The organism is Nocardia goodfellowii (assembly GCF_017875645.1).
Classification (GTDB): Bacteria; Actinomycetota; Actinomycetes; order Mycobacteriales; family Mycobacteriaceae; genus Nocardia; species Nocardia goodfellowii.
Genome location: NZ_JAGGMR010000001.1, coordinates 2,879,824 through 2,905,689 on the forward strand (window position 1 = coordinate 2,879,824; position 25,866 = coordinate 2,905,689).

A 25,866-nucleotide genomic window follows, 5' to 3' on the forward strand; every position below is an offset into this window, starting at 1 on the left:
GTCGCGGTCGCAGGAGTCGGCTCCTGCATGTCCAGTCTCCTGCAGCTGGTTGCCTTGGCCCGACAGAGTTCGGCGCCGTTAGCTGGAATTATGCACGAGCGCATTGGAGATTATGAGCTCAAGGACATCGAGTTCGTCGCGGCCTTTGATGTCGATGCGGGTAAAGTCGGACTGGATCTCAGCAAGGCCATCTTCCAATCACCGACCGCAGCGAATGCCTACGTATCCGTGGACCCCGTCGGGGTGGCGGTGGAAGCGGGACCGCTGCTCGATGGGCTCGTCGGGCCACTCAGCCGAATCATCACAATCAATGGTGAATCTGCTGGGCTAGACCCGGACATCGTTCGAAAGCGTTTGGTTGAGACTGGCGCCGAAGTGCTGATCTGTCTGCTGCCCACCGGTTCGACCGAAGCAGTGCAGATGTACGCGCGGGCCGCCGCGCTGGCTGGAGTTTCGTTCGTCAATGCGACCCCTGAGCCCGTCGCGCACGACGCGGAACTCGTGGCGCTTTTTGAGAACTGCGGAGTGCCGCTGCTTGGGGACGACCTGCGAAGTCATCTGGGCGCCACTACCTTGCATACTGCGCTGCTGGACCTCCTACATTCGCGTGGGTTGCGTGTGGTCAATACTTATCAGCTCAATGTCGGTGGCAATACCGACTTCCTCAACCTCGCCGATCCGAGCCGCTCGGCGAGTAAGCAGCGCTCGAAGCGGCGCGCGCTATCGGCAGCTGGGATCGACGCAAGCAATGTCGCGGCCGGTCCCAACGGGTTCGTGCCGCACTTGGGCGACACCAAGATAGGCTTCCTGCGAATTGAGGCGGACTCCGTCCTGGACACACCGGTGTCGTTGGAGATTCGGATGGAGGTCGAGGACAGCCCCAACGCCGCCGGCGTGCTTGCCAACGCAGTTCGAGCGGCGGCCGCGGCCAGCGCCTGCGGGCAATCGGGCGTGATCGACGACGTGTGTGCGTTCCTCTTCAAAAGCCCACGGCGAGCCGCCACCGAGGCCGTCGGATTGCGCGACTTCCAGACGTTTGTCGCAGCGTTGCCATGACAATTCGATACGCCGCCCTGGACCTGGACGGCACGCTGATCGATGGCGCCGACCAGCCCTATGAGGGAGTGATAGCGGGGCTTGAATCTCTGCGGGAACAGGGGGTGTTGCCGCTGCTAGTGACTGGTCGTTCTGCGTGTTCATTCCGTACTCTGCGCCACCTAGATGATCTCTTCGATCTTTTCGACGATCAGGTATTGCTAAGTGAGGGCAACGTTCGGCTTGCCCGGGACGCTGATGCGCTGACGTTCCTACAGACCTCCCCGCATGAGGTGCTGCGTCGCTTGACGGCTGCGCCCGGCATCGATTTGGTGGCGGAGTGGTCTGGCGAACTCCACGCGACCACTGCCCGCGCCGCGATGCAGTTCGCGATGGCGTACCGCGTGCCACGTCGTCAGATTGCGGTAACTACTTCGGTCGCGGAGATCAACGCTCGCCCGACCGCGGTGACAGTCTTCGGCAGTTGCACCCCGGTTCGCGAGCTTGTGATGGGTCTGGACTGCGAGGTCATACAGATCAGACCGTTCGATGCGCAGGTCGTCAGACCTTGCGGCACTGGAAAAGCTGCCGCACTCGTGCGGCACATGCTGTGGCGTTTTGGTGAACCAGATCTGAGCCGAACGCTGGCGGTGGGCGATGGTGCGGGCGATGCGGGGATGTTGAGCGCATGCGCAATGAGTGCGGCGACCCACGGCGCCGATCCGGCTGCGGCTGCTGCCGCAGCAGAACGCCTGCAGGGCGACCTCGCTAGTTTCCTGCGCGACTTCCACCCCGAAGGGAAGGTAAGACCGTGACCGAAACGGTTTCTCAGGAGATAGACCTAGTTCTACTCCTGGCATTGCCGCATCCGCGTCCCGATGAGGTCGATACGATGCTGAGGCTGCTGAATTCGCCATTGGATTGGAACCAGGTCCTCGGCATGCTGACGGTCCACCGAGTAGTCGGTGTGGCATGGCACAACATCGTCCGTTACGCGATCCAACAAAGACAGACGCTGCGGTCGGCGTACTTCCTGAAATCACTCGAGGTGACAGCGGGTGGGCAGCGGGTCATGGCCGGGGAGCAGACGTCACGGACTGCGCAAGTACAACAGATCCTGAACGAGGCCGGCGTACGCAGCGCCATCCTCAAAGGTGGCGCGGTGGCCGCGATGGCGTACCCAGACAGGTGCATGCGGACATTCCACGATAACGACTTGCTCGTGGACCGGGAGCGGCTCCACGAAGCAACTGAGGCGCTCCAGGCATACGGTTACGTGCAAGGAAGCTGGGACTATGCCACCGACACGGTTCGTCCCGCACCGCGACGCCAGATTTTGCATATGGCCATGCACTCACATCAGACATACTCCTATATGAAACCAACACCCGACGCATGGCTCCTGAGGTGTCATCGACTGGATGTGCACTTCTCGATCGACCTTATGACCGGAAACCGTAGCGATGACGCGGTATCGGCGTTGCTCGACGACCGAACTGAACTTGACGGGCTGAGCGTGATCTCGGGGCCTGACATGCTCATATTCACGTGCCTGCATCTGGCTAGGGAGGCCGTCCATCGCAACGAGGTACTGGCACTGAAGGATTTGGTGCTGTACAAGCTGGTGGATGTCCTGGCGCTGGTCGCCGACCGCGACTTGGCCGGATTGCCCGAGAGAGCCGAGCAACTCGGCTTCGCCCGGGAGCTCTATTTTGGTCTCCACTACACCGACGAGGTGTTCCCTGGGCGGGTGCCTGCCGAGTTACTCGATCGACTGCGACCGGACGATCTCGATTATTTGCATGAGGTGAACGACCGTGGGGCGGTGATCCATCGGTGGCGCGGGCCCGTGAAGGCCCGGATGTTCGACATTCACCGGCTGCGAGAACTCGACGGTGACCTGAGCCTTCCGATCCTGGGGGAAAGGGGAGCGGTGCGATGATCGAGGCGACTGAGCAGGTGGACGCCGCGTGATTACCAGTGGAAGCCTGCGCACTCTTGTCGCCGACGTGCATCGGATCGGCCGCCGCCGGGATATCGGTACTCAGCGAAGGCCGACGATTGACGACGGTACTCATTTCGTGGCCCTGGTGAAGCCAGAGGTGATGCAGATCGGTAGCGCAGCCGACGCAATGGCGGAGGTTGCGCGGGTGCTCGGCGAAGCTGACGTGACCGCCCTGCGCTATGCACTGATTCCGGCGAGGGAGTACGGCGAGCTCGGGTTTCTGATGCAGCACTATCCCCGTCTCCACCGCATCGCCGTCGATGGTGCCCGGGGTCTGTGTACGTATGCGCACCGAGAATTTACTTCCCTACTAGACCAGTCTGAAGCCGACATCGCAGTGGGTGCGTTCCAAGCGGGTGCGTACGAATTGGCGCTAACCGCGGAGATGTTGGAGGCTCGCTGTCGCCAGGCGGGCATCCACAAACTGGGTTCTGGTTCCTATGCCTCCGTTGTGGACCTCAACGGCTGCCCCGTCGTGGTGCTGAACGGATTCGTGCCGGCCTTAGCTTCCAGCTACGGCAGTGACCGCACCAGCCTGGTCGGCCTCGTCGAGTGCCACAGCTATCGCGAGATCGCTGATCTGCGCGCACACGTTCTCGGGGCTCTCAATCCAAGTGCGGCGCCTCCGACTTCACTGCGCGGCGCACTAGGCAGGTTGGTCGACCGGCAATACGGCATCACCCTGTCAGAGGGGCGTAACGGGGTGCATTTGTCGGCGGGGCACCTGGAAGGGATGTTCCAGGTCTGGCGGTATTTCGCAGCGGCCGATGGACTCGGGCTGGAGTGCACGGTACTGGGCCGAGCGCTGGCCAACCGCCGCATACGGATGGCCGCCGTGGCCGAGATGGCCGCAGATCATAACTTCAGCGAGGGTTCCGGAAGGAACGTATCGCCGCACGGTGCGACCGAGAATTTGAATCGCGAGGCGGTTATCGACTGTGTGGTGCGCTGGACTGACGAGTCGAGAGGGTCCCACGCGTGACAAATTTACGGGTCGGGCTCGCTGGCCGGACCGCAGTGGTGACCGGTGGCGCGCAAGGCATTGGCGCTGCCGTTGTCGAACGACTGTGCGCTGAGGGCTGCCGCGTGGTCATCTATGACAAGAGTGCCGAATATGGCCGTGCCACCGTACATGAATTGGCGCAGCGTGGTCTTTCGGCACATCTTGCCATCGGAGACGTCGTCGATTCAGCCGCGGTGGAGGATGCGTTCGCCAACATTCCGGTCGATTGGTCAACTCCGACGTTGTTGGTGAACTGTGCCGCCGGTTTCGTCTTCGAAGGTGTCGGGGCGACCCCGGAACAATGGCGAGGAGCGCTGGAACCAACCATCATCGGGCTGTCCGTAGTCACCCGCACCTTCGTCAACGGCCTGGCAGAGCATGCCGACGGGGCGGCGATCGTGAACATTGCCTCGATCTCGGCGCATATTGCGCAGGAGGGGTACCTCACGTACAACACGAGCAAGGCGGCCGTGCTTGGTTTCACTCGTTGTGTGGCGCAGGAGTTGGCACCGTGTGGGGTTCGGGTTAACTCAGTTAGTCCAGGAACAGTGTGGAACGCCAACAACGAGCGTTACCACCGCGAAGTCCTCGGCCTCGACCGCGCGGCGGCCGAGGCCGCTCCAGAGCACGGTGGCAAATTTCTACTCAAACGTTTCGCGGACCCAGCGGAAGTCGCAGCGCCGATCGCGTTCCTGCTGTCAGCCGAGGCAAGTTTCATCACCGGTGTCGATCTACCGGTCGATGGCGGATATCTGGCGGTCTGAAATGCCGACGGCAAGAACCCAAGGGAAGATCAAATGAAATCCAGCCAGCTAGCAGCTTTGACGCCGGTCGGCGCGACCACCAGGCAGCTAAGCATCCGCAGTCATCTTGTGCAGATTGTTACGACTGCGACCGGCGCCGCAGGGTTGGTCTCCGAAACCTTTTACCCGCCAGGGATGCTGAGCGTCTTCGAAGCCATCGATGAGCAGCAGCCCGAGCTGACGATCGTCGATCTGGCATGCGATGCTACCGAAATAGTCGAATTGCTCGAGACCGCAGCTACCGGAACCCATGGCGAGTATGAGCTCACCAGAAACTATCGCTTGCCCCGGTTCGATGGTGACGGTTATACGGTCTTCGCTCTGCGAGATGTGAACTCCGACGAGGTGGCTGCGCTCATCCGAACGGACCGACGCATCACGATCGTGCGTCCCAGGACCAATCTCGGTGATCGGTGGCTCACCCGCGTCATCCGCGATATCGCCACTCGATATGCGAAGGCAGACGGGGCGCTAGTCTTGCACTCTTCGGCATTCGTTTTTGGCGGTCGGGCATATTTGGTAATCGGCGACTCAGGCGCTGGAAAGTCAACCACAGCCATCGCGCTAGCACGTCTGCTGCCAGAAGGTGGTTGGATGGGCAACGACCGCATGCATCTTGATTTGAGCAATGACCATTACCGGGTGACTGCGTGCCCCTTGCCGCTGGCTATCAATAAGGGATCGCTCGATGTCATGGGAGTTACTGATTTCCACGAGTGGTCGGTGCGCGCAGGCTTTCCCCACCCTGGATCAGACTGGGACAAGTTCAATGGCGAGGATAAGCTGAAGTTGAGCTCGCTGGAAGTCAAGCGATATCTTGATGTCCCTGTCGTGCCCGAGGCGGAACTTGCCGGAGTGATCTTGCCACGGGTTGACCGCGCGGCGGACTACTTCTGCGAACCCGCGAAGCCTGACCAAGTCGCCGGAATCGTCGAGAGAAATTGCTTTTCCCTGGATGACAATCTCTATGGCGAGGATTGGCTGGAAATATCGGGCACCAGCCATATCGCCCCGCCATCGATTCACGAATTTCTCGATCACATCGCGATTCTCCCCGTACTCAGCTGCTCCATAGGCAACGCCGACCACGTGGCCCGGCTGTTGGTCGACTTCCAGCGTGCAGTCCGAGTATAGGGGACTCGCCGATGCTACCAATTCAAACCCAGAGGAACAGGGCAGTGACGCTTTCCTTCCGTCAGCACCTCGCCAACATCCAGGATATGGACGAATTCGACGAGGATGCCGTGCTCGCAAAAATACATCTTGTCGATGGGGACATCCTGATGCTGTCGGGATCGTTAGTGGACGGCTCTGGCACTCCTTCGTCGGATTTCGACTTCTGTGTCATCGCGCAATCGGAGGACGAGCGGTTTCACCGTGATACCTTCCCGCGGGAAAATCACATGCGGTATTACACCAGTGGTGACAGGGTTAAAGCCAGCTTTGACTACCTTCCGGACAGTCTACTCGGAGTGGACGTCGAATATTGGACGGTTCAAGGTATTTCCGACATGCTCGCCGCGCACCGACGACTTTACAATCACCTGACAAGCCGGGCGCGGAAGTCGTCCAGCTTCGCTTCATCAGCCGTTGACTTCCGGCTGCTGTCACGTCTGACATACGGGGTTCCACTGACGAGTGCCACCGAGTTCCAGACCCTCAGGAACGGGGTTATGGCTGGAGAGGTCGCGTATACGGCTTTTCGCACGGCTGTTGGTAGCTACCCGGACTTCCGTGACCTGGTTGGAATGTGGGTGCAGGGAGACTACGAGTCTGCGCTTATAGCGGCTCGCAAGCTCGGTATAGATACTTTCCGTGGACTGACGCACGTCTACGGAAATACGAATCGCAACCCAAAGTACCTCGGCCGTTTCCTTGCCCGTTTGCCCGAATCGCTTTTCGAGCTGACCGAAAGATTTCGAGAGCTGAACGCGTACGGCGTGGCCGGGGCGGCTCAAGCATCTGCGGCCATTCTTGCTTGGCTCGACCTCATCGACCTGGCCTTTGCTGAGATTCGCCGCGTCCGGGATGACGTCGAGGCATTTGTCGATCGAGAACGCTTTCTGGATCTTCTGAAGCAGGAGCTACACGAGACCATGAGTTGGAATCCCGAGATTTCGAACGAGTACTGCTTTCGGTCACGGGAGGCGCAGGAAGATGTTCCGACGCTCCGAGAGCTGCTTGAGGCCATGGAGAAGCGCGGGGCGGTCGAACACCGGCTGCCGTTGGAGCGGTGGGCAGCGGGACGATTGGCACCCGCCGGCGAAAACAACAGGTCCGCTTGATGTGTCGAATCTACGGTTATTTCGGCCGGGGCTTTGATTCATCTGGTATGGCCGCCGCACGGGATGCACAGCTGTCAGGTGGTCCGGATTACCAGCGCCATGTCACGGGCGATGGTTGGGCTGTTGGCTGCAACCGCCTGTCCATCCAGGACCCCGACAGTGGATTTCAGCCTTTCACCAACGGAGACGGCTCGGTGCACCTGGTCTTCAACGGGGAGATCTACAACTTTCGCGCCATCAGGAGCGAGCTCGCACAGCATGGTGTGCAAGTCGACGGCGACTGCGATGCCTCAGTCCTGCTGCCTTACTACGAATTGCACGGTGACCGTTTTGTAGATCAGCTCGAAGGAATGTTCTCCATCGCGCTGGTGGACCTGCGTTTCGGACAGCGGATGAAGATATGGTGCGATCCCCTCGCCATCAAGAGTGTGTACTATTTCGTCACCGACGAAGGCGTAGCTTTTGCGTCTGAACTGGGCGGCCTGGTCGCGTTGTTGAAGCAGCCACTCAGCGTTGACCCCTTAGCCGTCGACAACTATCTGGACTTGCAGTGCCTGCCGGGTGGCGCATCGCTGTATGGCGGGATCTCCGTGCTGCTTCCAGGCGAGCAGCTGGTCTGCTGCGATACCGACACCGTGGTCGAACGCCGTACGCGAGATTCGAATCCGCCCGACGACGAGTTGACACCGCGAGGGCTGCGTGCTCGGCTGTCGCATGAGGTAACACGTATGTCGGTGCAGTCCGCCCCGATCGCAGTTCAGGTCTCGGGCGGGCTCGACTCGAGTATCCTTGCGACGTTGCTCAGCGCCCGCCGCGATGACGTCACCGGGTTCCATGTAACGCATGAGGGTGGTCACCCAACAGACGAGTTGGTTTTTGCTCGTGCGGCGGCCTCGCACGCCCGTATTCCACTGCAGGTTGTCGAGGTCCGGCCGGCCGAGCTGCCGGATCTGATCCCAGCCATGGTGACGGCGCTCGGCGCACCGAACGCGACGCCGCATGCTCTCAGCGCCTTCGTCCTATTTAGAGAGATCGCGCGCAGCGGTTTCCGTGTCTGCTTCGTAGGTGACGGGGCAGACGAGCAGTTTGGTGGCTACCGTCGGTACACCACTGCCCTCGCGGCGAACAACGACGACTGGCCTTCCCGCTATCTGGATCGGCTTTCATTGGTTCCGCGTGCAGAATACCGGCAGCTTTATACCCCGGAGTACCGTGATTTGGTCGACTCGAGTGTGACCAGCCGACAGCGAGCCCTGGAAGTGCTGAATCGTCCAGCTCCGTCACGCCTAGAGCAGGTCCTCGCCCATGATCGGCTGTACAAGCTGCCGGGACTCAACCTGCGCAAGCTCGACCATCTCTCCATGGCGCACGCAGTCGAAGGGCGGGTTCCCTACTGCCAACCCGGCGTCACCAGATTCGCCCGACATACGCCCGATGCTTTAAAGGTCGACGGGTCACGTCGAAAGCAGATCCTGTGGGATGCAGGTGCCGGGTTGGTGCCGTCGTTGGTCCAACACCGAAGCAAGCAACCGTTTACGTTCCCTGTAAACGCCTTCATGAAACAGCCCAGCAAACTTTGGGACTTCGTCATCGACGTTCTGACGCGACCCCGGCTCTGCCTGTGGGGATTTTTGGATGAATCCGCTGTGCGGAAGGTGATCGCGGAACACGTCGCGGGTCAGGATCATTCACGTCTGCTGTGGGGATTGATGGTGCTCGAGCTATCAATTTCGCAGCCTGCTTGATAAGCGGGCTGGGGGCAGACAATTTGTTGGCGCATCTTGGTCGAGTGCTTCTGCCGTCCTGGTGATGAGATCCAGGTTGTGCCGGAACCGTAACCAAAAGCGGGAGATCCAGTCTAGATACCATGCGACCAAATTCGCATCGCGCTGCTCGAGCAGCGCGATGTGGCTGTGCCTCGGCAGGAACCAGATCGCCCCGAGCTTCGCCACGTCGGCAATGCTCCTATACGGGAGATGCAAACACGCGTGTACTTGCTCGACAAAGCTATGGACAGCCCTCGGATGCAGCGCAAAGTCACCGCGTTCGCGGCGGCACGAGAGCCATAGCGCCTTGCCTGCGTCTGCCGGCCGACGCGAGAAACCAGCTTCGTCCCAATCGATTACGGTGCATTGCCGAGACTTACTGAGGATCAGGTTTCGGCCGTGTAAGTCGCCGTGATACACGCTGATATTGTCCGCGCGGGTCAACCGCACGGCACTGGCGCGCAGTTCGGCACCGTGTTCATCGATCACCCGCACAAGCCCCGCCCATTCGCCAATCGAAATGCGGGCTGCTAGTCGGCGCTCCTCGGTCCAACCAGCAAGCCAAGGCGAGGCGTAGTCTTTGACCAAATCCTCCGCTACCTCGGCGCCTGCACCGCGGATAGCCAAGTCACCGAGAACACCCGTGAGTTCGGCGAGATGATGGCGCAGGTTATCCAGGGGGCCGCCGCTGGCAAACGGCCGGACTACTACAAGAACGGGGTGCTCGAATTCGTAGAGACCGATATCGATCACCGGTGGATACCACCGTGCTCCGTGAAGCGCAGCATCTGCTCGAAGTATCCGCCGCAATTCAACTTCGGAGGACTGATGGTGGCTATGCACCTTCACCGAGAGCAGCCGATCGCGGTCGGCGATCCGGTACGACGAGTTGACACCTCTGCCCTCGAGAACCTCGGCATAGCCACCCAGAATGGCGTCCATGGCACGACGGATATCGAACGGGAGCGGCATGGTCATGAGCCGTGATCGGCAGAACCTGCGGCGCAGCCGATCCATTCGGTCACCGCGCTGATCAACTGTTCGGTCGGTGCGGCGCTGTCCAGCCGTAGCACCGGGCAATGTAGCTCAGCGAGCCAACGCTCATGCTCGGTTCGACTACGGCCTGAGAATTCAGCGTTGTCGTATCCGCGGGCCCAGTCCAGGAAATCGTGGTGCGCCGCTTCGTTTATTCCACCGCGCTCGATTGTGTTGCCATATCTCAGGACTTCACGCCTCACCAATCGGTCGAGGCGCACGTGCGGATCGATGGTGAGGAAGACGACGCCGCTAAATGCATTGATTAGACTGTCGCCCCATCCAACGATGGACCCGGAGAGTATCCAGGCGTCCCGCGGCAGAAACACCGAGTGCATCAGTGTCAGTCGATCTTCCACTGGGCGCTTGTGTATATACGGTGGCGAGGTCGGGAGCCAGAAGTAGTCGTCGACGTCAGCATGAGGTACCGACTGCTGAGACGCCAATGCGCGGCCGAGAGTTGTGGTCCCTGCTCCGCTTGCACCGGTGATAAGTAGTCGTTGTGAGTACATTCGGGTCACCTAATTGGGTTGTCGGAGCACCTGTAGCCGCGCCGATGCAGACTGCAGCCGACACGCTAGATGCTCGCCGACAGGAAGTCAGCGAGTCGACCGACCTCCCGATGGACATCGCGGAAATCGTATCGGAAGTAGAAAGAAGGTAGCGTTGCCAAGGCGGTTTGCGTTCGATCGAGGCTTCCGGGATCCGGCTCGTGTCCAAAGATATTGAGATGTTTATTGGGTAGCTTCAAAACGCGCTTCTCCAGCAAGCTCTTGCCCGCCATCGCCGATATCGCAGTCAAATCGACCTCTGATCTCTCGTCTGCCAGGCTCAGGTGGACGATCGCGTCGATCCTCGTCGACTGTTCTATTTTGGTGGCAAGGAGCTCTGCGTACTCCCATGGGTACAGCAGCACAGTGCCGTGTGGCTCGACCCCAGATTCACGCAGGCTCATCAGAGTTCGGTTGGCTGGATGTGACAGTGAGGAGCGGATAGTTGCCGCCCGGCTCGATCCGAACAGAAGGTCCAGTGTGTCCAATCGGACCGAGATCGACCGAGGCCACCCGACCCCTGCTACGTATTCTCGGCCCGGAAACGTCGTCACACTCACGTCGTCGTTGCAGACCATGACGCCGGATCCTTCCAGCACACTCGCCATGATGAACGAGGTCTTGCCTGCTCGGCTTCCACCGACTAGCGCCACCCCCATTCCGTTCAATTGCACGAGCCCGGCATGGAGAAACATCACACCTTGCCGACTTGCTGCCGAGCGATGCATGGCGCGGGTCGCACGAAGGACAGACTGGGTTACCCACGCGTCGCTACTTGGAGCCACATGGAAACAGATTTTCTTTGCATGGTCGACGGCGTAGTCCACGGACACCTCGCCCTCTGCCATGACCGATGCCGCGATGGTGTCGGGGGGCCGCGCAGTCCCCGCGATCACTTGCCATGCCCCCGGGCCCGGGGGGCCGGGATCGAGTGCCAGATACGGTGCTGCGAGGCGATGAACATGTTCTGCAACCGCCTCGGTACAAGTCAGACCGCTTCTCGCGAAGCGCGAACGCACAGTGTAGTGACGCGGCGAGTTACTCCCACCGAGCTTCATAGGCGACCTCATTTGATTACCGGAGGATGCGAACAACGCCTGTCTCGGCGCGCCGGGTATGTCTCTGCTTGCGTCTGATTGATGTGCTCCCGGCGAATCGGGTTGGCGGTCACCACATCACAACGCCCGTGCTCACCAGTTGCGCCGTGATGCCGGAGACGTTGGCCAGCGACCGCTCTACGATCGCCCGCACGCGCGCCTCCTCCTCGGCGTCTGGCTCCCAGCCGACCAACCGGATGATGACCTCGTCAGGAGCTCCCAGAGGTGCCTCCTTGGAGGTAAACACGTGTGTCTCGACCGAGAATCCCGTCTCGTTGTGGATTTCGGCCGCAAGGTCGCGGGCCAGCACTCCATACAACTTGCCCGTATGGTCGAGCGGATTCTTGCCGGCCGGTGCCTCGATACTCATCGAACGCATGGGCGTGATCAATCCGTTGATCCGATTGCCCCGCCCGACCACGCCGACATCTCCGGTGTCTGCGACGGACCCGAGCGCGGTCAGATAGGGCCGGCCATTGCGGTCCGTTGGGTTGACCAACAGATCCGGCCGAATCCCGAGCAGCTGTTCGCTGAATATGCCGATCTGGTTTTCACACTGCTGTTTCCGAGTGAAGTAATGTTCCAGTGAGCTGATCTGGGACGCTAAGAACGGCATGTTGACGATCAACTTGAAATGTTCACCGAACCGACTGCCGAATACCTTGACATCCCAGCCGGTATCCGGATTGGTTCGTTTGAACTCGGCTCCGTTGATGTGCTGCTCTACGCCCAGCACCAACTGCTCCAGGCGGCTCAGCGGAGCATAGCCGTGCAACAGGTTGCAGTCATTGGAGACCAACCTCGGATCGCCGATATCGATGAGGTCGTCGAGGGTTTGTGGCCGATACCGCGAGTGGCCTCGGCCCGCGCCTTGATGGTCTACGATTTCGCACTGCACGGTCAGATGTCGCGCGGGGTCGAATCCCGTGGTCACCTCCGATAGAACCTCCGCCGCAGCATCGAAGAGCAATTCGCGCAGTGGGATGGGCTGATCGCCAAAACTATAGGCCCCTTTGCCTGCGTACAAAACGGTGTAAGGCTTGGTCAGATCCCCGCGACCGTAGTCGATGTCGGCCTCGCCGCCAAAAAGCATCACCTTGTCGAACCAGTGATGCGCAACCCGACCGAACTGCTTCAGGCAGTATTCCGAGTACCTGCGCGAGGCTCTTTCTGCGATGGCGTCGCACATTGTATCCGGATGTCCGACTCCTTTGCGTTCCACTAGTTCGTACGGCTGAGTCTCTGCGCTTGCGGAGCTGTCGGGCAGAATGTGAATAGTGCTGACGTCTTCAGCGGTCATTCGGTCCTCGCTCTTGCTAGTTACCTTCATTGGGTACCGAGAATATGTCGTCACGCACCCATATGATACGAAAGTAACAATCTGCCAATTGATCTCTAATCGCCTTCTAACGGCTATCTAACTCTTTCGTCGGACTGCTACTCGAAAGCGCTTCATTCCTCCGAGTTGCTGCTGAATCGAGCCAATTCGTTTGACGGCCAGCGCATCACTGGGTACTTTCTTGGTATCACTAGGGGAAGGTCGAAGAATGCCAAGCGAACCTCGGCCAGTTTTTGTTCACGAACTCGTTTCGAATGCTGCCACGAAAAGACCGAATACGGTCGCGGTCGTCGACATCGACGGTTCGTGGACTTATGCCGAGCTGAATAGCCGCGCGATGGAATACGCAACGGTTCTGGTCGCGGCCGGCGTGCGCGTCGGTGATCGGGTTCTGATCCGCGCAACCGCCGAACGCTGGGTCCTTGCCGCGATCTACGGCTGCTCCCGGATCGGCGCGATAGCCGTGCCGCTCAATCCTGATCTCCGACCGACGCAATGGACGGAGATCGGCGACGACGCGGAACCAACGTTCGTGATGAGTGGCCCGCTATCACTCGCACCACCGGCCGTAGCAGGGGAGTCCACATCGCAGGCTGTTAGAGATCCCGATGCGACAGTGTTGCTTCTGTACACCTCCGGCAGCACCGCCGCGCCAAAGGCCGTGGTGTGCGCACACCGCCCGGTGTTGTTCGCAACGACCGCCATCGCCACCCGGCTGAACTATCGACCGGACGACGTAGTGCTGTGCAGGCTTCCACTATCCTTCGATTATGGCCTCTACCAGGCCTTTCTCACCGCCTATTGCGGTGCAACGCTGGTGTTGGCCGGAGCCGGCGGCGATGCTGGATTGCTGGGGGTCATGCGCAGGCACCGCGTGACGGTGGTGCCAGTGGTGCCATCGCTGGCGACGATGCTTGTACGGCTTGCGGCTCGCGGCTCGGTCACCACGATTCGTCTATTCACGAATACGGGCCAGGAATTGACTGCTTCACAGATCGGTGCACTGCGCCGGACGTTCCCGTCGGCAGCCATCCAACTGATGTACGGCACCACCGAGTGCAAACGGATCACGATCGGGGAACCCGACGGTGACACCTCCCGTCCTGGCGCGGTCGGGAAACCGCTGCCCGGCACCGCGGTTCGGATCGTCGATGAGGATGCTCGTCCTGTGCCGACTGGGACGGAGGGCCAAATTGTGGTCGCCGGACCACACCTGATGAACGGCTACTGGCGGGCCGAGGACCTCACCGCGCTGACGTACGGCACCGACACCGCCACCGGCGAAAGGGTCCTCTACACGGGTGACTACGGTCGCCTCGACGAGAGCGGAAACCTGTACTTTCACGGCCGCCGCGATCAACTGTTCAAACATCGGGGTGTACGCACGAGCGTCGCTGAGATCGAGGCGGCGGCACGTGCGGTGCCGGACATCGTCGACGCCGCCGTAGTGCCACCGCGGGGCGGTGATGACGCAGTGCTTTTCGCCGTCACCACCCTGTCGCCTGTCGAAGTCCTGCGCCAGTTGCGCGCCCGACTGGAACCGCTCAAAGTGCCGGCGCACTGCCAGACGTTGGCCCAGCTTCCGCTCGGAGCCAGTGGCAAAACTGACAGGACAGCATTGGCTGCCCTGGTCACCGACGCGAAGGCACAGGGTGCCAATGCCTGACATCGCCGCACTGGTCCGGCAGTACGGAAGCCCGCTTTACGTTTATGAACTGGACGCAGTGCAGCAGGCCATCGTCGACCTGCGTGCCGCCCTGCCTGCGAAGTCTGTTGTCTACTATTCGCTGAAGGCGAACCCGCACATCGCGATATCTCGTGAACTGCGGGAGTCCGGTTGCCGAGCGGAGATCAGCTCACCGGGGGAGTTGGAGGTCGCGTTAAAGGCCGGATTCCAGGGCCTGGACTGTCTCTACACCGGTCCGGGCAAGACTGACTCGGAGATCGATCATGCTCTCGCAAAGGGAGTGCGGCGGTTCTCTGCCGAATCTGCGGGGGAACTCGACCGAATCGGTCAGGCAGCGTTGGCGTGCGGTACCGAGGCGACGGTCCTGTTGCGGATTAACGGGCGTTCAGCTGGCGCAACAGGCCTTCGGATGAGCGGGGCCGAGTCGCAGTTCGGAGTGGACGAACAACAGGTTATCGGCGATCCTGGGCGCTTCAGGGATGTGCCCGGCGTTCGCCTTGCCGGGGTGCACCTGTTTCCCCTGAGCAACGCCCGCGACGAGAGCAGCCTTATCGCTGCTTTCCAAGCGAGCATTGCGCTTGCCGCACGGGTGCGTGACCGAACGGGGCTGCCCCTGCGCATCATCGACTTGGGTGGCGGATTCGCGACTCCCTACGCCCAGCCTGGGTGTCGCCCCACCTATCGGAACCTGATCGATGCGTTGAGCGCCGCCCTAGACGAGGATCTGCCGGGTTGGCGGGATCGAGATATCGAGCTCGCCTTCGAATCGGGCCGGTACCTGGTCGGCGACAGCGGTCGTCTGATCACCACTGTCCAGGACGTCAAAACCAGCGGAACCCGCACCTTTGTGGTGGTGGACGCCGGGATCAACCACCTCGGTGGGATGGCCGGACTGGGCCGGTTGGCGATCCCGCGTGCGACACCAGAGCAAACCGGCGGTGCGGCCACCAGGGTGACGCTGGTCGGGCCGCTGTGCACCCCCGCCGATGTGCTCGGTCGCGAAGTCGAGGTGCCTGCCCCGACACCAGGCGATCTTCTCGTAGTTCCGAATGTCGGAGCGTACGGGCTGAGCGCGAGCCTGGTGGCTTTCCTGGGACGGCCAGCCCCCACTGAGGTTGTGATGGCGCGCGACAGGGTGGTGGATGTGAGTCGGTTGCGTTTGACGTACGAAAACCTGCCTGTCGAGGAAACCGTTTTGGAGGTGTCATGAAGAAGGCCGCTGCAATAGCCACCGAACTGGTTCCAGTGCTCGCTCGGCACGCGCCAAAGGCTGACGTCGACGCCGAATTCCCCCGAGCGAGTGTCGAGGCGCTGCGCGCAGCCGGCCTCTTCGGATTGCTGGTTCCGACCGAATACGGCGGCATGGGCGGTGACCTCGGGGACATGATCGACGCGGCGACTTTGCTCGCTGGCGGATGTCTGTCTACCGCCATGATATGGGCGATGCACTGCCAGCAGGTCGACGCCGTAGTCCGACACGCAAGCGGCAGTCTACGCACGGACCTGCTTCCCCGTATCGCCGCGGACGGATACTACCTCGCCTCCGTGACCACTGAGCCCGGAAAGGGCGCGCACCTGCTCACTGCCAGCGCCGCAATCGTCACCTCGGATCATCAGCTGCTTGTACGGCGTGCCGCGCCAGTGGTAACTGGCGGTGAGTTCGCCGACGGATTTCTGGTGACCATGCGTGCAGGTATCGACGCCCCACCGAACCACGTCAGTCTCGTCTATCTGGATCGCAGTCAGGTCGAGGCTGACACCGTGGGTGATTGGAACGCGATGGGTATGCGTGGCACCCGGAGTGTCGCTATGACGTTGTCTGGCACCGCTTCTACCAATCAGCTGATCGGGGCCGCTGGTGGGTTTCGGGCGGTGGCAGTAGACAGCATGATCCCAGCTGGCCATCTTGCCTGGTCGGCGTGCTGGCTGGGGGCGGCGAGAGCGGCTCTCGACTCGCTGGCCATGCTCATCAGATCCCCGGGCCGGCCCGCGAGCATCAAGATCGACAGCGATCTCGTTCGGCACCGTCTCGCCCGGACGCGGGTGGAACTCGAGCTGTGTGGCGCCTATCTACTGCACATTCGGAACGAGGTAGCGCACCGCAGGAGTATCGGGCGTGGAATGGATGAGTACGCCTTTCAGATCAAACTCGACACGCTCAAGGTCGCCTGCTCGGAGCTGACCTTCTCAGCGGTAGACCGCCTAGTCCAACTCGGCGGTGCGATGACCGGCTATCAACGGGATGCGCCAGTGCCGCTCGAGCGGCATTTTCGCGACCTACGGTCGGCGAGTTTGAACTACGCAAACGATCGCTTGCTAACTGCGATCGGAACGCTGACGTTGCTGGACGGTGCCGGTCGCCTCGCTGAAATGCCCGAAGCTGGTTCGACTGCCGGGCTCTTGGACTGAGCGGAGGGCCAGCATGACCAGACCAGAGTTTTCGAGAGTGTCGTCGACCGCGGCAGTCCACATCCTAATTACAGAGGAGTTCAGATGAGTCGGCAGACATGGTCCGAGCCGTTCGAAAGCAAGTTGCGTGCCTACCTACCGCTGTTGTCTGCCGACAAAGAGCTGACTTCGGATCTGAGCCTGGCCGATCACGGTCTTGACTCCCTGGCCACCGTAAGTCTCTTGCTCGATCTAGAAGACGCATTCGCAGTGATGATCCCCGACCACTTGCTGTCCGTGGACACCTTCGCGACGCCTGCCGGACTATGGGAGGTCATCGACAGCCTGCGAGACCGAGAGGCCGCAAAGTGACGGCGTCGTTATCGTGCACCGCAGTCCCCTCCGGGACGACGGTGGGCATCCGCCGACCCACTGCAGGGCGGTCGGATAGAGAATCCTCCGCAGTGATCCGGGTAGCGATCGTGTTGCCGCATCCGCTGGTCCGATTGGGTGTCGAATACGTGCTCGCCACAGATGATCGCCTGCGAGTAGTCGGGTCGGCGAACCTAGCGGATGGCGTCGGCGTAGCGGCGTTGGGAACCGATGTCCTGGTCTGCGGACCTGATTCGATCCCGGCCCTCGATGGAGGTTGTCCGGCCGTCGTTTTTACACCTCACCCCAGAAAGATTCGCGCCGGCGCCGCAGTGACCATTGGGTGGCGGGCTGACCCGGAGTGTCTGATTGCGGCTGTGCTCGAGGCGGCGGCGGGCCGATCGAATAACCCCTGCCTGACCGGAGTCCAAGGCCAAGGACAACTTGGGAGGCGGGAGATCGAGGCCTTGCAGTGGGTTGCTCGTGGCCTGACACACCGACAGGCCGGGCGACAGATGGGACTGACCGAAGAAACCATCAACACCTACATCAAGCGCATCCGCTCCAAACTCGGCGCCCACAACAAAGCCGCGCTGACCCGCCGTGCAATCGAGCTGGGTTATTTGGTCAGCCCTGAGACACAAAACTCGGAAAGGTACGCGGAGCTGCCTGGCTAAGGCCCGGCCTTCCAGCGGACTTCTCCGGTTAGTCTTCGAGGCTGTCTCCCTACAATGGTCGGCGATGGCGCATACGGTCGCGGAATATATACCAGTCACGGTAGCCCAGGCCGCGTAAATGCTCGCGTACTGCCTCGAAATCCTCTCCGATCCTGCCGGGCCGGTGGGCATCTGAGCCGAATGTAACTTTTACACCGAGATAGGCGGCTCGCTCCAGCACATCTGGTGCCGGATACCAGCCGCCTACTGGTTTCGTGCTACCAGAGGTATTGATTTCCATCACCACATCCGACTCGGCGATGTCACGCAGCATGCGATCCACCGCAGGCGTCTGAATCTCGGCGATCTTCGGGCAGTTGCCTTTTATAGCATCGACGTGGCCGAGTATGTCAAACAAACCACTGCGCGCGGCGCGGCCCACTGCAGCACAGTACATTTCTTTTTCGTCGAGTAGGTCTGCTCCCTCCCAGCGCGCGGGATTGAAGATATCCAGCTCTCCGAGCACGTGCACCGAGCCGATAACGTAATCCAACGGGTATCGCGAATATATTTCACGATACAGCTCTCGGTGATCATCGAAAAAGTCGGACTCCACGCCAACCAGCACTGCTATCCGTTCGCGGTACTCAGCGCGGAGTGCAATCGCTTCGGCCACATATTTCGGGAACTCCGACTTGGCCATTGCCACCCATGTTTTAAAATGGTCGACTGGTTCAGCAAAAAACGGCGAGTGGTCGGACAGGCCGATAGTGTCCAGGCCCGCTTCGATCGCAGCTTCGACCATCTCTCGAAGTGTGCCTTCGGCGTGGCCACAGCGGTTGTGATGGGTGTGTAGATCGAACATGCTCCAGCCTCTCACTCCTCGACCCCCGGATCATCCACCCGCCGGGCTTCCTCGTCGATGTCCCAGTTTTGGGACCCTGCTTCGAACACGGACAACCACAACAGGACCGCTAGCGTGATGCACCATGGCAAGAACCCGTTTCGCCGCAGTTGACCAACGGTCGAAAGCTGTTACCTTCCTTCGTGATCGGGGCATGCTGCTGGCCGAGCTGCGTCACGGCCGTCCGCTCGCGATCGGAACGCTCGCTACTTTGCAGCTAACGAGCAGCTCGGTGCCGGCGCTGATGGCGTTGGCGATGGAGAATCTGGTCGGTCGTCTGCTCGCTGGTGCTTCGGTGACGTGGGCTCTTGTGGTTCTCGGCGCGATTGTGCTGGTGGGGCGTTTGGCTCAAACTATGTCCGCGCCAACGGTTTATCTGGTGTCACAACGTATCGACATGGCTCGTCGAGCAGAGCTGGCCGAACTCGCGTCGTCGAGTGCGGAAATCGCAGTACTGGAACGGCCTCGGGTGCGTGAGCTTCTTCGGATCGCTCGGGCTGATCCAGAGTTCTGGGCCGAACGGACGCCAGGGCAAGGTGCAACCGCTCAGCTCGACCTGATCGTTCGTTGGATCGGTGTGCTCAGCTCGGCCGTGGTGTTGACAGTCTTCGCCTGGTGGCTCGCCCCCTTGGTAATCGTCCCGGCACTGGTGAGTCGGTCTATCTGGCGGCGGCAATTCATGGAGCACATCCAAATCGAAAGGACCGGTGTACTCGCTGGGATAGAGGCGGACTACTGGCGGCGACTGGCCGTGGATTGGGCAGACGGAAAGGAGAGCCGCACCTTCGGTTTGCACGACTGGTCGATCAACCGCTGGAAGCAGCAACATTTGGAGATGGCGTCGCCCAAATGGACCGCAGGGGTCCGCAGCGTTCTGGAGCAGTGGAAAATCGCGGCGGTAGTCGGTCCACCGCTGATGATGGCATTCGCGCTGATTGTGTGGCAGGCTGGCGGATCCGCTGAGGGTGTGGCAGCCGCGGCAGCGGTACTGGGCGCTGGATGGGGGATACTGAACCTTCTCGGCTTTGCAGACGCACTCGAGATCGAGGGCGCGATTCCGGGCTGTAAGGCGTATGTGGAACTACGCGCCGAATTCGAAGAGTCGGGGTGCAGTACCCAGGATCTTGGAACAGCGCAGTCAGAGCAGCCAAAAGCGCCTTTGGTTCGCTTCGAGGGTGTCTCATTCGGCTATTCCGATACGGGACCTGCGGTGCTCGATCAACTGGAGTTAGAGATCCGACCCGGCGAGCTACTGGCAATCGTCGGCCTCAATGGCGCGGGAAAGTCGACGCTTATAAAGCTCCTCGCCGGGCTGTACCGGCCGACCGCCGGGCGAATCACTGTGGACGGAGCTGACCTGGCACGAATTGACCGGCAAACATGGTATCGCCGAATCTCTATCGTGTTCCAGGACTTCGTTCGCTACCACCTTCCGGTGCTCGACAACGTAGCGCTCGGATACGCGGCTGTGCCGGTCGATCGGGAGCGAGCCGAACGCGCCGCGGCCGAGTCGGGACTAGGTCGTATCGTGGCAGGGCTTCCCAATGGGTGGGAGACCCCGTTGGCTCGGGCTCGGACTGGCGGTACCGATCTGTCCGGCGGCGAATGGCAGCAAGTGGTGTTGGCGAGAGCTATGTACGCGCTGAACAGCGGCGCGCGGCTATTGGTGCTCGACGAGCCGACGGCGCACTTGGACGTCAAGGCCGAGTTCGAGACCTTCCATCAACTCGCCCGCCACAAGCAACATGCCGGAGTTGTTCTGATCTCGCATCGCCTCTCCACCGTGCGGCTGGCGGACCGGATCGTCCTGCTCGACGGTGGCCGGATCGTGGAATCCGGTGGACACGCGGAGTTGATGGAGCTCAACGGAAGGTACGCCAAACTCTTCGTCACTCAAGCTGAACGGTTCAACCAAAAATTCGACGACCGAACCGCAGAGGGAGACATGTTGTGACCCGCTACCTTCGCCTATGGGGCGAGGTGCTCGGCATCTCGTGGCGTCATGCGCGTGCGCTGACGTCTACGGTGTTCGCCACGGAGATCGGTCTGGTTGCTGCCAACGTTGGTATCGCCCTGACGATGCGCACGGCTGTGAACAACCTAGTTGCCCATCAAACGGCATCTGCTGTCATCGCAGCCGTCGTCGCCGCTTCAGCATGCACCCTGGTGTTCGTGCTGAACCGAATGCATGGTCTTGTCGGGCTGTTCCTTGTTGTAGAGACGGTCAGCGTGGTCATTGAAGACCGACTGATGCACGATATCGCCAAATTGGAGACACTCGAGCATCTGGAAAGCAGCGAGTATCTCGATCGCATCACTGTATTGAGGGGGGCTCCGCGCCGGATCGTCGGCGGAATGTGGGCCGCCGTGCGCACATGCTTCACCATTCTCCAGCTCGTGTTGACATTGCTGCTGCTGGGAACGGTCAGTCCCTGGCTCCTGGTATTACTCCTGCTCGCGGTGGCTCCGCTGTGGTGCGACCGTAAGGGACGCGAGCTTGAGAGCCGCGCCGAGACAGACACTGCTGAAGCGTTCCGGCTCCAGCAGCACCTGTTCGACATTGCCACAGATGCCGGCGCAGGCAAGGAGATCCGGACGTCTCGAGCGGGCTACGTCGTGGCGCAGTTGCAGGCCGCAGCGATGAGAGAGGTCACCGCGGGCCGATACGCTGCTCGCGTACGAGCCGCTGGGTTACGTGCACTGGGATGGATTGTTTTCGTCGTTGGATTCACCGTATCGCTCGGTGTGGTGGCGCATTTGGCAAAATCCGACGCCGCCACCGCGGGTGATGTCGTTCTCGTGGTGACACTCACGGTCGCCCTGCAACAGACGGTGCAGGCAGCTGTGGGGCAGCTCACCATGACGATGAACGCCAGTGTGTTCCTAGAGCCTTATCTGTGGCTCAGGTCGTACCTAGCAGCCGAGCGGAAGGCACACTCCAGCGATCAGCCACCCCCGAAGCGGCTACGATCCGGAATCCGGTTCGAGGGTGTCAGCTTCACATATTGCGGCAGCGAGACACCTGTTCTCCAAGATATCAACGTCCTACTACCCGCCGGCAGTGTGATTGCGCTCGTCGGCGAGTTCGGCTCCGGCAAGTCAACTTTCGTCAAGCTGCTCAGCAAATTCTACAAACCCGGCTCAGGCATTATCACAGTTGACGGCGTCGACTTACAGGATATCAGGACCGAGGACTGGCGCCGGCGAACTAGTGCCGCCTACCAGGACTTCGGGCGCTATGCCCAGATGACCCTTGCCGAAGCAATCGGATTGGGTGACATCGACAGGCTTACGGATGAAGTGGCGTTGGCTAGCGCAATAAGTGCAGCCGACGCCGAAGGACTGGTCCAGAGGCTGTCAGCGGGAATCGACACCCGCCTGTCGCCAATTTTCGGCGGAGTCGATTTATCCGAGGGGCAGTGGCAAAAGGTTGCACTCGCGCGCTCTAGTATGCGGTCGGGCCCGCTACTGTTCATGCTTGACGAGCCCACTGCGTCGCTCGATGCCCCCAGCGAGCATGCCATCTTCCAGCAATATATGCAGCGGGCGCGCCGGTTGGCGGTGCTCAACGGTGCGATCACACTCGTGGTGTCCCATCGTCTTTCAACAGTCGCAGACGCCGACCTGTTGCTGGTGTTGGATCGCGGAAGGATTGTTGAGTACGGCACCCATCAGCAACTGCTGGCGCATAACGGACGTTATAGCAAGTTGCATCGCCAACAAGCTAACGCGTATAACCTGCGCCCCGGCCACGCCTTACACACCAGCGCCGATGAGGTGCCGCTGTGATCTCGCAGAGCCAGCCGACCGCATTGGTTAGCGGCGTTTCGCGCGGACTCGGGCGCCACATTTCCTACGCGCTCAAGGATGCAGGTTACCGCGTGTTGGGTGTGGGAATGGCTCCCAACCCGCAGAACGACGCGATTGACGACTACCAGATCGTCGATTTGCGCAAGCCGATTGCGGCCAACCTCTTTCTCAATCAGCAGATAGACGTGCTCATAAACAACGCTGGAGTCTACCTCGACGACCCTCGCAGGGGCTACGGCGATCTATTCTCTCTTTGTGTACAGGACCTGCGAAACACCTTTGAGGTCAACCTATTCGGAACCTTTCAATTTGTTCTCAGATATGCGCCTCAGATGATTGCCCGTACATCGGGCCGGATCGTCTGCGTCTCTTCCGGGATGGGCAGGCTACAAGACGCTGACGGGTCGTCGTTCGCCTATCGTTCATCGAAGTTGGCCGTCAATTCCATGGCGGTGACGGTAGCGCGACACTTCGAGTCCAGTGCCGGGGATCTATCATCTTTCTCCTACTGTCCGGGATGGATCCGCACGGAAATGGGTACGGAGTCTGCCCCGCAAAACCCCGAGTCCGCGGCGGCCGACCTGGTCCAGCTCCTGGAGCTACCAGCCGCCTGTTCCAATGGCAAATTCTTCCGTCGACTCGACGAACTCGGATGGGATACCCCCGAACCCATCGAGGGGGACGAGAGGCTTCAGCGGGCTACGCAGCTCGTCGACGCAGATCTGGTTAGCGCCACCGATGACGTGACTAGGAAGGAGGTCCAATTATGAGCTCGTGGTTTTGATTTCGGAGACCTGCCGTAAAGCTGCGGCGACAAGATTTCAATGGTGCCGACACAAGCAATAGGTACCGATCGTCGAGAGGAAAGCTAGGCTATGCGAACGATATATGTCATCGCGCATCCGGAGTCGACACACCATGTCGACGGACTAGTCGGGGGTTGGTACAACTCCAAGCTCACCCCACAGGGTATGAGTGCGGCGGCATCAATCGCCGACGCTCTACGAGCAAGGATCCCCGAGCAGGTCGATGTGGAGTTGTTCTCGTCAGATCTGGACCGTGCCTCACAGGCAGCCATAGTCATAGGTGATGTGTTGCGGGTAAAGCCGGTGCTCGATCGAAGGCTTCGTGAGAAGTCCTATGGAGAGGCCGAGGGCCAGCCTCAAGAATGGCTGACCAAACGATTCCTACCACCGCCTGCTACCGGGGAGCGGATGGGGCACGATGAAGGTATCCGGGGCGCCGAGACCATTGCAGTATTTGCGCAACGTATCTACGAGGCGATGGACGAAATCCTGTTGAGCGAGTGCGAACACCAAATCATCGTCACACACGGCGGCGCAATTACATTCGCTGTCGCATCATGGATGAAATTGCCGATCGGCTCGCTCGACTACGCGCGTTTCCAGGCGGCATCTGGAAGCATCACGGAACTCCGCCAAGACGACTACTTTCACAACCGCCAACTTGTAAGCCTCGGTGACACCCGTCATCTTGCCTCATGCGACCAAAACTCTTGAGTTGAACCCCCTCTTTTGGCCAGCAGCACCTTGTTTGGTGGGAAGCACCCAGCCGCCGTACTCGGTTTCTTCCCGCACCAGCTCGGGGCTGGTCGAGGTCGGCATATCGGGAGCGGTGTTGGCTTCGACGAAGCGGCCGCAGGCCGCGCCAGCCAGTGACGTCACGGCCAGGACCGTGAGGCCGGTTCGGGCCAACCGTCGATGTTTCACTGGAATCCTAGGAATCCTAGGATGTCCGGGTGGGGTACTTGGAAGGATGGCCAGTCGCCAGTGAATGAGGCCACTCGGTATTAGAGTCCTGTTGGCCCTGGTCAGGGCTGGAAGGGACACTGAGTGACATGGCAGGACGCAAGCGGCATTCCGCAGAGGAGATCGTGCGGAAGCTGCGCCGTGCCGATGAGCTGATCGCAGCGGGCCAGACCGGGGAGGAAGCAGCGGCCGAGCTGGGGGTGTCGGCGGCGACGATGTACAACTGGCGACGCCAGTACGGCGGTGTGGACACCGACGCGGCCAAGGAACTCAAGGAGCTGCGCGAGCAGAACGCCCGGTTGAAGAGGTTGCTGGCCGATGCCGAGCTGGAGAAGGACGCGCTGCGGGAGATCGCCAAGGGAAAATTCTGAGCCCCGCGGCCAAGCGCCGGGCCGTGGACATGCTCAAACAGGTCAAGAGTATGTCGGAACGGTTGGCGTGCAGGGTCGTTGGGCTTCACCGGTCCACGTATCGTCGGCTGCCGGCCGCGTAGACCTCGGCCGATCCCGACGCCGGTTTGCGGGCCTGGCGGCGTTCCTACGCCACGAAACACCAAGGCCACGGGTTTCGGCGCGCCTGGGCAGCGTTGCGGTTCGATGAGGGCAGCGGCGTGAACAAGAAGAAGGTGCACCGGCTCTGGCGCGAGGAAGGCTTGCAGGTGCGGGCGCATTCCCCGCGCAAGCGAGCCGGATGCTCGTCGGCACCGCCGTCGCTGCGGACGCTCCGAAAGTGGTGTGGGCGCTGGATTTCCAGTTCGACTCCACCGTCGACGGCCGCGCGGTGAAGATCGCGTCGATGATCGACGAGCACACCCGTGAATCGCTGCTGCATCTGGTCGAGCGGTCGATCACCGCCGAGAAACTCATCAGAGAACTCGAGCGCGTGTTCTCTGCTCTCGGCGGACCACCGAAGGTGCTGCGGATGGACAACGGCCCGGAGATGATTTCCTACGCGCTGCAACAGTTTTGCGCTGACCGTGCGGGGATCGTCTACATTCCGCCCGGCACGCCGTGGAACAACGGATTCATCGAGTCGTTCAACCGCAGATTGCGGGCCGAGTGCCTCAACCGCAACCATTGGACGAGCCTGCTCGAAGCCCGGGTCGTGATCGGCGACTTCAAGACCGAGCACAACCATCGGCATCGGCATTCGGCGCTGGGCTATCTCACCCCGGCCGAGTACTCTGCCCGCTGCGGGCACGTCCACCATCCCGTGGCTTGCGACATCAACTGAAACTGGATCGAACACAACCCGGACTCAACGACCGGGTGGTCCCGTTACAGGGGACCGGTCAGGTGCAGGGAGGCGATCGAAGAAGTACGGTCGACCAATTCTATTCCGTTCGTGGACATTTCGGACCC

Annotated in this window: 23 protein-coding genes and 1 pseudogene; 18 read left to right on the forward strand and 6 right to left on the reverse strand. The window is 60.8% G+C overall.

Annotated features, from left to right (window positions below; translation table 11 throughout):
* Positions 1 to 27: 27 nt before the first annotated feature.
* The 8 genes from BJ987_RS12855 to asnB are packed head-to-tail and all read left to right on the forward strand — an operon-like array spanning position 28 to position 8,876.
* On the forward strand, positions 28 to 1,056 hold the full coding sequence (locus tag BJ987_RS12855) for an inositol-3-phosphate synthase (protein ID WP_209888684.1): 1,029 nt from the start codon (positions 28 to 30) through the stop codon (positions 1,054 to 1,056).
* On the forward strand, positions 1,053 to 1,850 hold the full coding sequence (locus BJ987_RS12860; protein WP_209888687.1) for an HAD hydrolase family protein: 798 nt from the start codon (positions 1,053 to 1,055) through the stop codon (positions 1,848 to 1,850). Before BJ987_RS12855 ends, BJ987_RS12860 begins: the two co-directional genes overlap by 4 nt.
* Entirely contained in the window at positions 1,847 to 2,977 is a 1,131-nt protein-coding gene (locus tag BJ987_RS12865; RefSeq protein ID WP_209888690.1) for a nucleotidyltransferase family protein, read from the forward strand. Before BJ987_RS12860 ends, BJ987_RS12865 begins: the two co-directional genes overlap by 4 nt.
* A 28-nt stretch (positions 2,978 to 3,005) precedes the next feature.
* Complete coding sequence (locus tag BJ987_RS12870; RefSeq protein ID WP_209888693.1) at positions 3,006 to 4,022, forward strand: hypothetical protein; 1,017 nt, start codon at positions 3,006 to 3,008, stop codon at positions 4,020 to 4,022.
* Positions 4,019 to 4,807 (forward strand): SDR family NAD(P)-dependent oxidoreductase, encoded by a 789-nt coding sequence (locus tag BJ987_RS12875; protein WP_209888696.1) that lies wholly within the window; start codon positions 4,019 to 4,021, stop codon positions 4,805 to 4,807. Before BJ987_RS12870 ends, BJ987_RS12875 begins: the two co-directional genes overlap by 4 nt.
* A gap of 33 nt (positions 4,808 to 4,840) precedes the next feature.
* The gene (locus BJ987_RS12880) at positions 4,841 to 5,980 is read left to right on the forward strand and encodes a hypothetical protein (RefSeq protein WP_209888699.1); all 1,140 of its coding nucleotides are present in this window, start codon (positions 4,841 to 4,843) and stop codon (positions 5,978 to 5,980) included.
* Positions 5,981 to 6,024: 44 nt separating this feature from the next.
* Positions 6,025 to 7,131: a hypothetical protein gene (locus BJ987_RS12885; protein ID WP_209888702.1), complete on the forward strand. Its 1,107-nt coding sequence runs from the start codon at positions 6,025 to 6,027 to the stop codon at positions 7,129 to 7,131.
* Complete coding sequence (asnB, locus tag BJ987_RS12890; RefSeq protein ID WP_209888705.1) at positions 7,080 to 8,876, forward strand: asparagine synthase (glutamine-hydrolyzing); 1,797 nt, start codon at positions 7,080 to 7,082, stop codon at positions 8,874 to 8,876. The genes BJ987_RS12885 and asnB overlap by 52 nt, the downstream gene beginning before the upstream one ends.
* Here the strand turns inward: asnB and BJ987_RS12895 are convergent.
* From BJ987_RS12895 to BJ987_RS12910, 4 genes are all read right to left on the reverse strand, one after another.
* Positions 8,856 to 9,875 carry a phosphotransferase gene (locus tag BJ987_RS12895; RefSeq protein ID WP_209888708.1) on the reverse strand — a complete coding sequence of 340 codons (1,020 nt, stop codon included), beginning with the start codon at positions 9,873 to 9,875 and terminating at the stop codon, positions 8,856 to 8,858. The genes asnB and BJ987_RS12895 overlap by 21 nt on opposite strands.
* Complete coding sequence (locus BJ987_RS12900; protein ID WP_209888711.1) at positions 9,872 to 10,444, reverse strand: P-loop NTPase family protein; 573 nt, start codon at positions 10,442 to 10,444, stop codon at positions 9,872 to 9,874. Before BJ987_RS12900 ends, BJ987_RS12895 begins: the two co-directional genes overlap by 4 nt.
* Positions 10,445 to 10,509: 65 nt before the next feature.
* Positions 10,510 to 11,541: a hypothetical protein gene (locus BJ987_RS12905; RefSeq protein WP_209888714.1), complete on the reverse strand. Its 1,032-nt coding sequence runs from the start codon at positions 11,539 to 11,541 to the stop codon at positions 10,510 to 10,512.
* A 109-nt stretch (positions 11,542 to 11,650) separates the two neighbouring features.
* A complete protein-coding gene (locus BJ987_RS12910; RefSeq protein ID WP_209888718.1) occupies positions 11,651 to 12,880 on the reverse strand; it encodes a methionine adenosyltransferase in 1,230 nt (409 codons plus the stop codon).
* A gap of 247 nt (positions 12,881 to 13,127) precedes the next feature.
* Between BJ987_RS12910 and BJ987_RS12915 the strand changes: the two genes are divergently transcribed.
* The 5 genes from BJ987_RS12915 to BJ987_RS12935 all read left to right on the forward strand — a co-directional run bounded on the left by BJ987_RS12915 (position 13,128) and on the right by BJ987_RS12935 (position 18,043).
* Entirely contained in the window at positions 13,128 to 14,585 is a 1,458-nt protein-coding gene (locus BJ987_RS12915; protein ID WP_209888721.1) for a class I adenylate-forming enzyme family protein, read from the forward strand.
* Positions 14,578 to 15,816, forward strand: coding sequence for a type III PLP-dependent enzyme domain-containing protein (locus tag BJ987_RS12920; protein ID WP_209888723.1), 1,239 nt, complete (start codon positions 14,578 to 14,580; stop codon positions 15,814 to 15,816). The genes BJ987_RS12915 and BJ987_RS12920 overlap by 8 nt, the downstream gene beginning before the upstream one ends.
* A complete protein-coding gene (locus BJ987_RS12925) occupies positions 15,813 to 17,015 on the forward strand; it encodes an acyl-CoA dehydrogenase family protein (protein ID WP_209888726.1) in 1,203 nt (400 codons plus the stop codon). Before BJ987_RS12920 ends, BJ987_RS12925 begins: the two co-directional genes overlap by 4 nt.
* Before the next feature lie 84 nt (positions 17,016 to 17,099).
* The gene (locus BJ987_RS12930; protein ID WP_209888729.1) at positions 17,100 to 17,366 is read left to right on the forward strand and encodes a phosphopantetheine-binding protein; all 267 of its coding nucleotides are present in this window, start codon (positions 17,100 to 17,102) and stop codon (positions 17,364 to 17,366) included.
* A gap of 92 nt (positions 17,367 to 17,458) precedes the next feature.
* Positions 17,459 to 18,043 carry a response regulator transcription factor gene (locus BJ987_RS12935; protein WP_209888732.1) on the forward strand — a complete coding sequence of 195 codons (585 nt, stop codon included), beginning with the start codon at positions 17,459 to 17,461 and terminating at the stop codon, positions 18,041 to 18,043.
* 49 nt (positions 18,044 to 18,092) lie between these two features.
* Here BJ987_RS12935 and BJ987_RS12940 read toward each other — a convergent pair whose 3' ends face one another.
* Positions 18,093 to 18,887, reverse strand: a complete 795-nt coding sequence (locus BJ987_RS12940) for a histidinol-phosphatase (protein ID WP_209888736.1) — start codon at positions 18,885 to 18,887, stop codon at positions 18,093 to 18,095.
* Between the two features lie 124 nt (positions 18,888 to 19,011).
* Between BJ987_RS12940 and BJ987_RS12945 the strand changes: the two genes are divergently transcribed.
* The 4 genes from BJ987_RS12945 to BJ987_RS12960 all read left to right on the forward strand — a co-directional run bounded on the left by BJ987_RS12945 (position 19,012) and on the right by BJ987_RS12960 (position 24,256).
* Positions 19,012 to 20,880 (forward strand): ATP-binding cassette domain-containing protein, encoded by a 1,869-nt coding sequence (locus BJ987_RS12945; protein ID WP_209888739.1) that lies wholly within the window; start codon positions 19,012 to 19,014, stop codon positions 20,878 to 20,880.
* Complete coding sequence (locus BJ987_RS38000; RefSeq protein WP_209888742.1) at positions 20,877 to 22,715, forward strand: ATP-binding cassette domain-containing protein; 1,839 nt, start codon at positions 20,877 to 20,879, stop codon at positions 22,713 to 22,715. Before BJ987_RS12945 ends, BJ987_RS38000 begins: the two co-directional genes overlap by 4 nt.
* Positions 22,712 to 23,506, forward strand: a complete 795-nt coding sequence (locus BJ987_RS12955) for an SDR family NAD(P)-dependent oxidoreductase (protein WP_209888745.1) — start codon at positions 22,712 to 22,714, stop codon at positions 23,504 to 23,506. Before BJ987_RS38000 ends, BJ987_RS12955 begins: the two co-directional genes overlap by 4 nt.
* A 105-nt stretch (positions 23,507 to 23,611) precedes the next feature.
* Positions 23,612 to 24,256: a histidine phosphatase family protein gene (locus tag BJ987_RS12960; protein WP_209888748.1), complete on the forward strand. Its 645-nt coding sequence runs from the start codon at positions 23,612 to 23,614 to the stop codon at positions 24,254 to 24,256.
* On the opposite strand, the gene BJ987_RS12965 is transcribed toward BJ987_RS12960, so the two are convergent.
* The gene (locus BJ987_RS12965; RefSeq protein ID WP_209888751.1) at positions 24,236 to 24,421 is read right to left on the reverse strand and encodes a hypothetical protein; all 186 of its coding nucleotides are present in this window, start codon (positions 24,419 to 24,421) and stop codon (positions 24,236 to 24,238) included. The two genes, BJ987_RS12960 and BJ987_RS12965, sit on opposite strands and share 21 nt — an antisense overlap.
* 173 nt (positions 24,422 to 24,594) lie before the next feature.
* On the opposite strand from BJ987_RS12965, the pseudogene BJ987_RS12970 reads away from it, so the two are divergent.
* Positions 24,595 to 25,738, forward strand: a pseudogene (locus tag BJ987_RS12970) (IS3 family transposase).
* Positions 25,739 to 25,866 lie beyond the last annotated feature (128 nt).

What these genes read in the sequence shown, in the direction of transcription:
- BJ987_RS12960 (WP_209888748.1), top strand. Translation starts at nt 23,612, where the DNA reads ATGCGAACGATATATGTCATCGCGCATCCGGAGTCGACACACCATGTC.
- BJ987_RS12910 (WP_209888718.1), bottom strand. Translation starts at nt 12,880, where the DNA reads ATGACCGCTGAAGACGTCAGCACTATTCACATTCTGCCCGACAGCTCC.
- BJ987_RS12860 (WP_209888687.1), top strand. Translation starts at nt 1,053, where the DNA reads ATGACAATTCGATACGCCGCCCTGGACCTGGACGGCACGCTGATCGAT.
- BJ987_RS12895 (WP_209888708.1), bottom strand. Translation starts at nt 9,875, where the DNA reads ATGACCATGCCGCTCCCGTTCGATATCCGTCGTGCCATGGACGCCATT.
- BJ987_RS12855 (WP_209888684.1), top strand. Translation starts at nt 28, where the DNA reads ATGTCCAGTCTCCTGCAGCTGGTTGCCTTGGCCCGACAGAGTTCGGCG.
- BJ987_RS12920 (WP_209888723.1), top strand. Translation starts at nt 14,578, where the DNA reads ATGCCTGACATCGCCGCACTGGTCCGGCAGTACGGAAGCCCGCTTTAC.
- BJ987_RS12930 (WP_209888729.1), top strand. Translation starts at nt 17,100, where the DNA reads ATGAGTCGGCAGACATGGTCCGAGCCGTTCGAAAGCAAGTTGCGTGCC.
- BJ987_RS12880 (WP_209888699.1), top strand. Translation starts at nt 4,841, where the DNA reads ATGAAATCCAGCCAGCTAGCAGCTTTGACGCCGGTCGGCGCGACCACC.
- BJ987_RS12900 (WP_209888711.1), bottom strand. Translation starts at nt 10,444, where the DNA reads ATGTACTCACAACGACTACTTATCACCGGTGCAAGCGGAGCAGGGACC.
- BJ987_RS12945 (WP_209888739.1), top strand. Translation starts at nt 19,012, where the DNA reads ATGGCAAGAACCCGTTTCGCCGCAGTTGACCAACGGTCGAAAGCTGTT.
- BJ987_RS12940 (WP_209888736.1), bottom strand. Translation starts at nt 18,887, where the DNA reads ATGTTCGATCTACACACCCATCACAACCGCTGTGGCCACGCCGAAGGC.
- BJ987_RS12905 (WP_209888714.1), bottom strand. Translation starts at nt 11,541, where the DNA reads ATGAAGCTCGGTGGGAGTAACTCGCCGCGTCACTACACTGTGCGTTCG.
- BJ987_RS12915 (WP_209888721.1), top strand. Translation starts at nt 13,128, where the DNA reads ATGCCAAGCGAACCTCGGCCAGTTTTTGTTCACGAACTCGTTTCGAAT.
- BJ987_RS12925 (WP_209888726.1), top strand. Translation starts at nt 15,813, where the DNA reads ATGAAGAAGGCCGCTGCAATAGCCACCGAACTGGTTCCAGTGCTCGCT.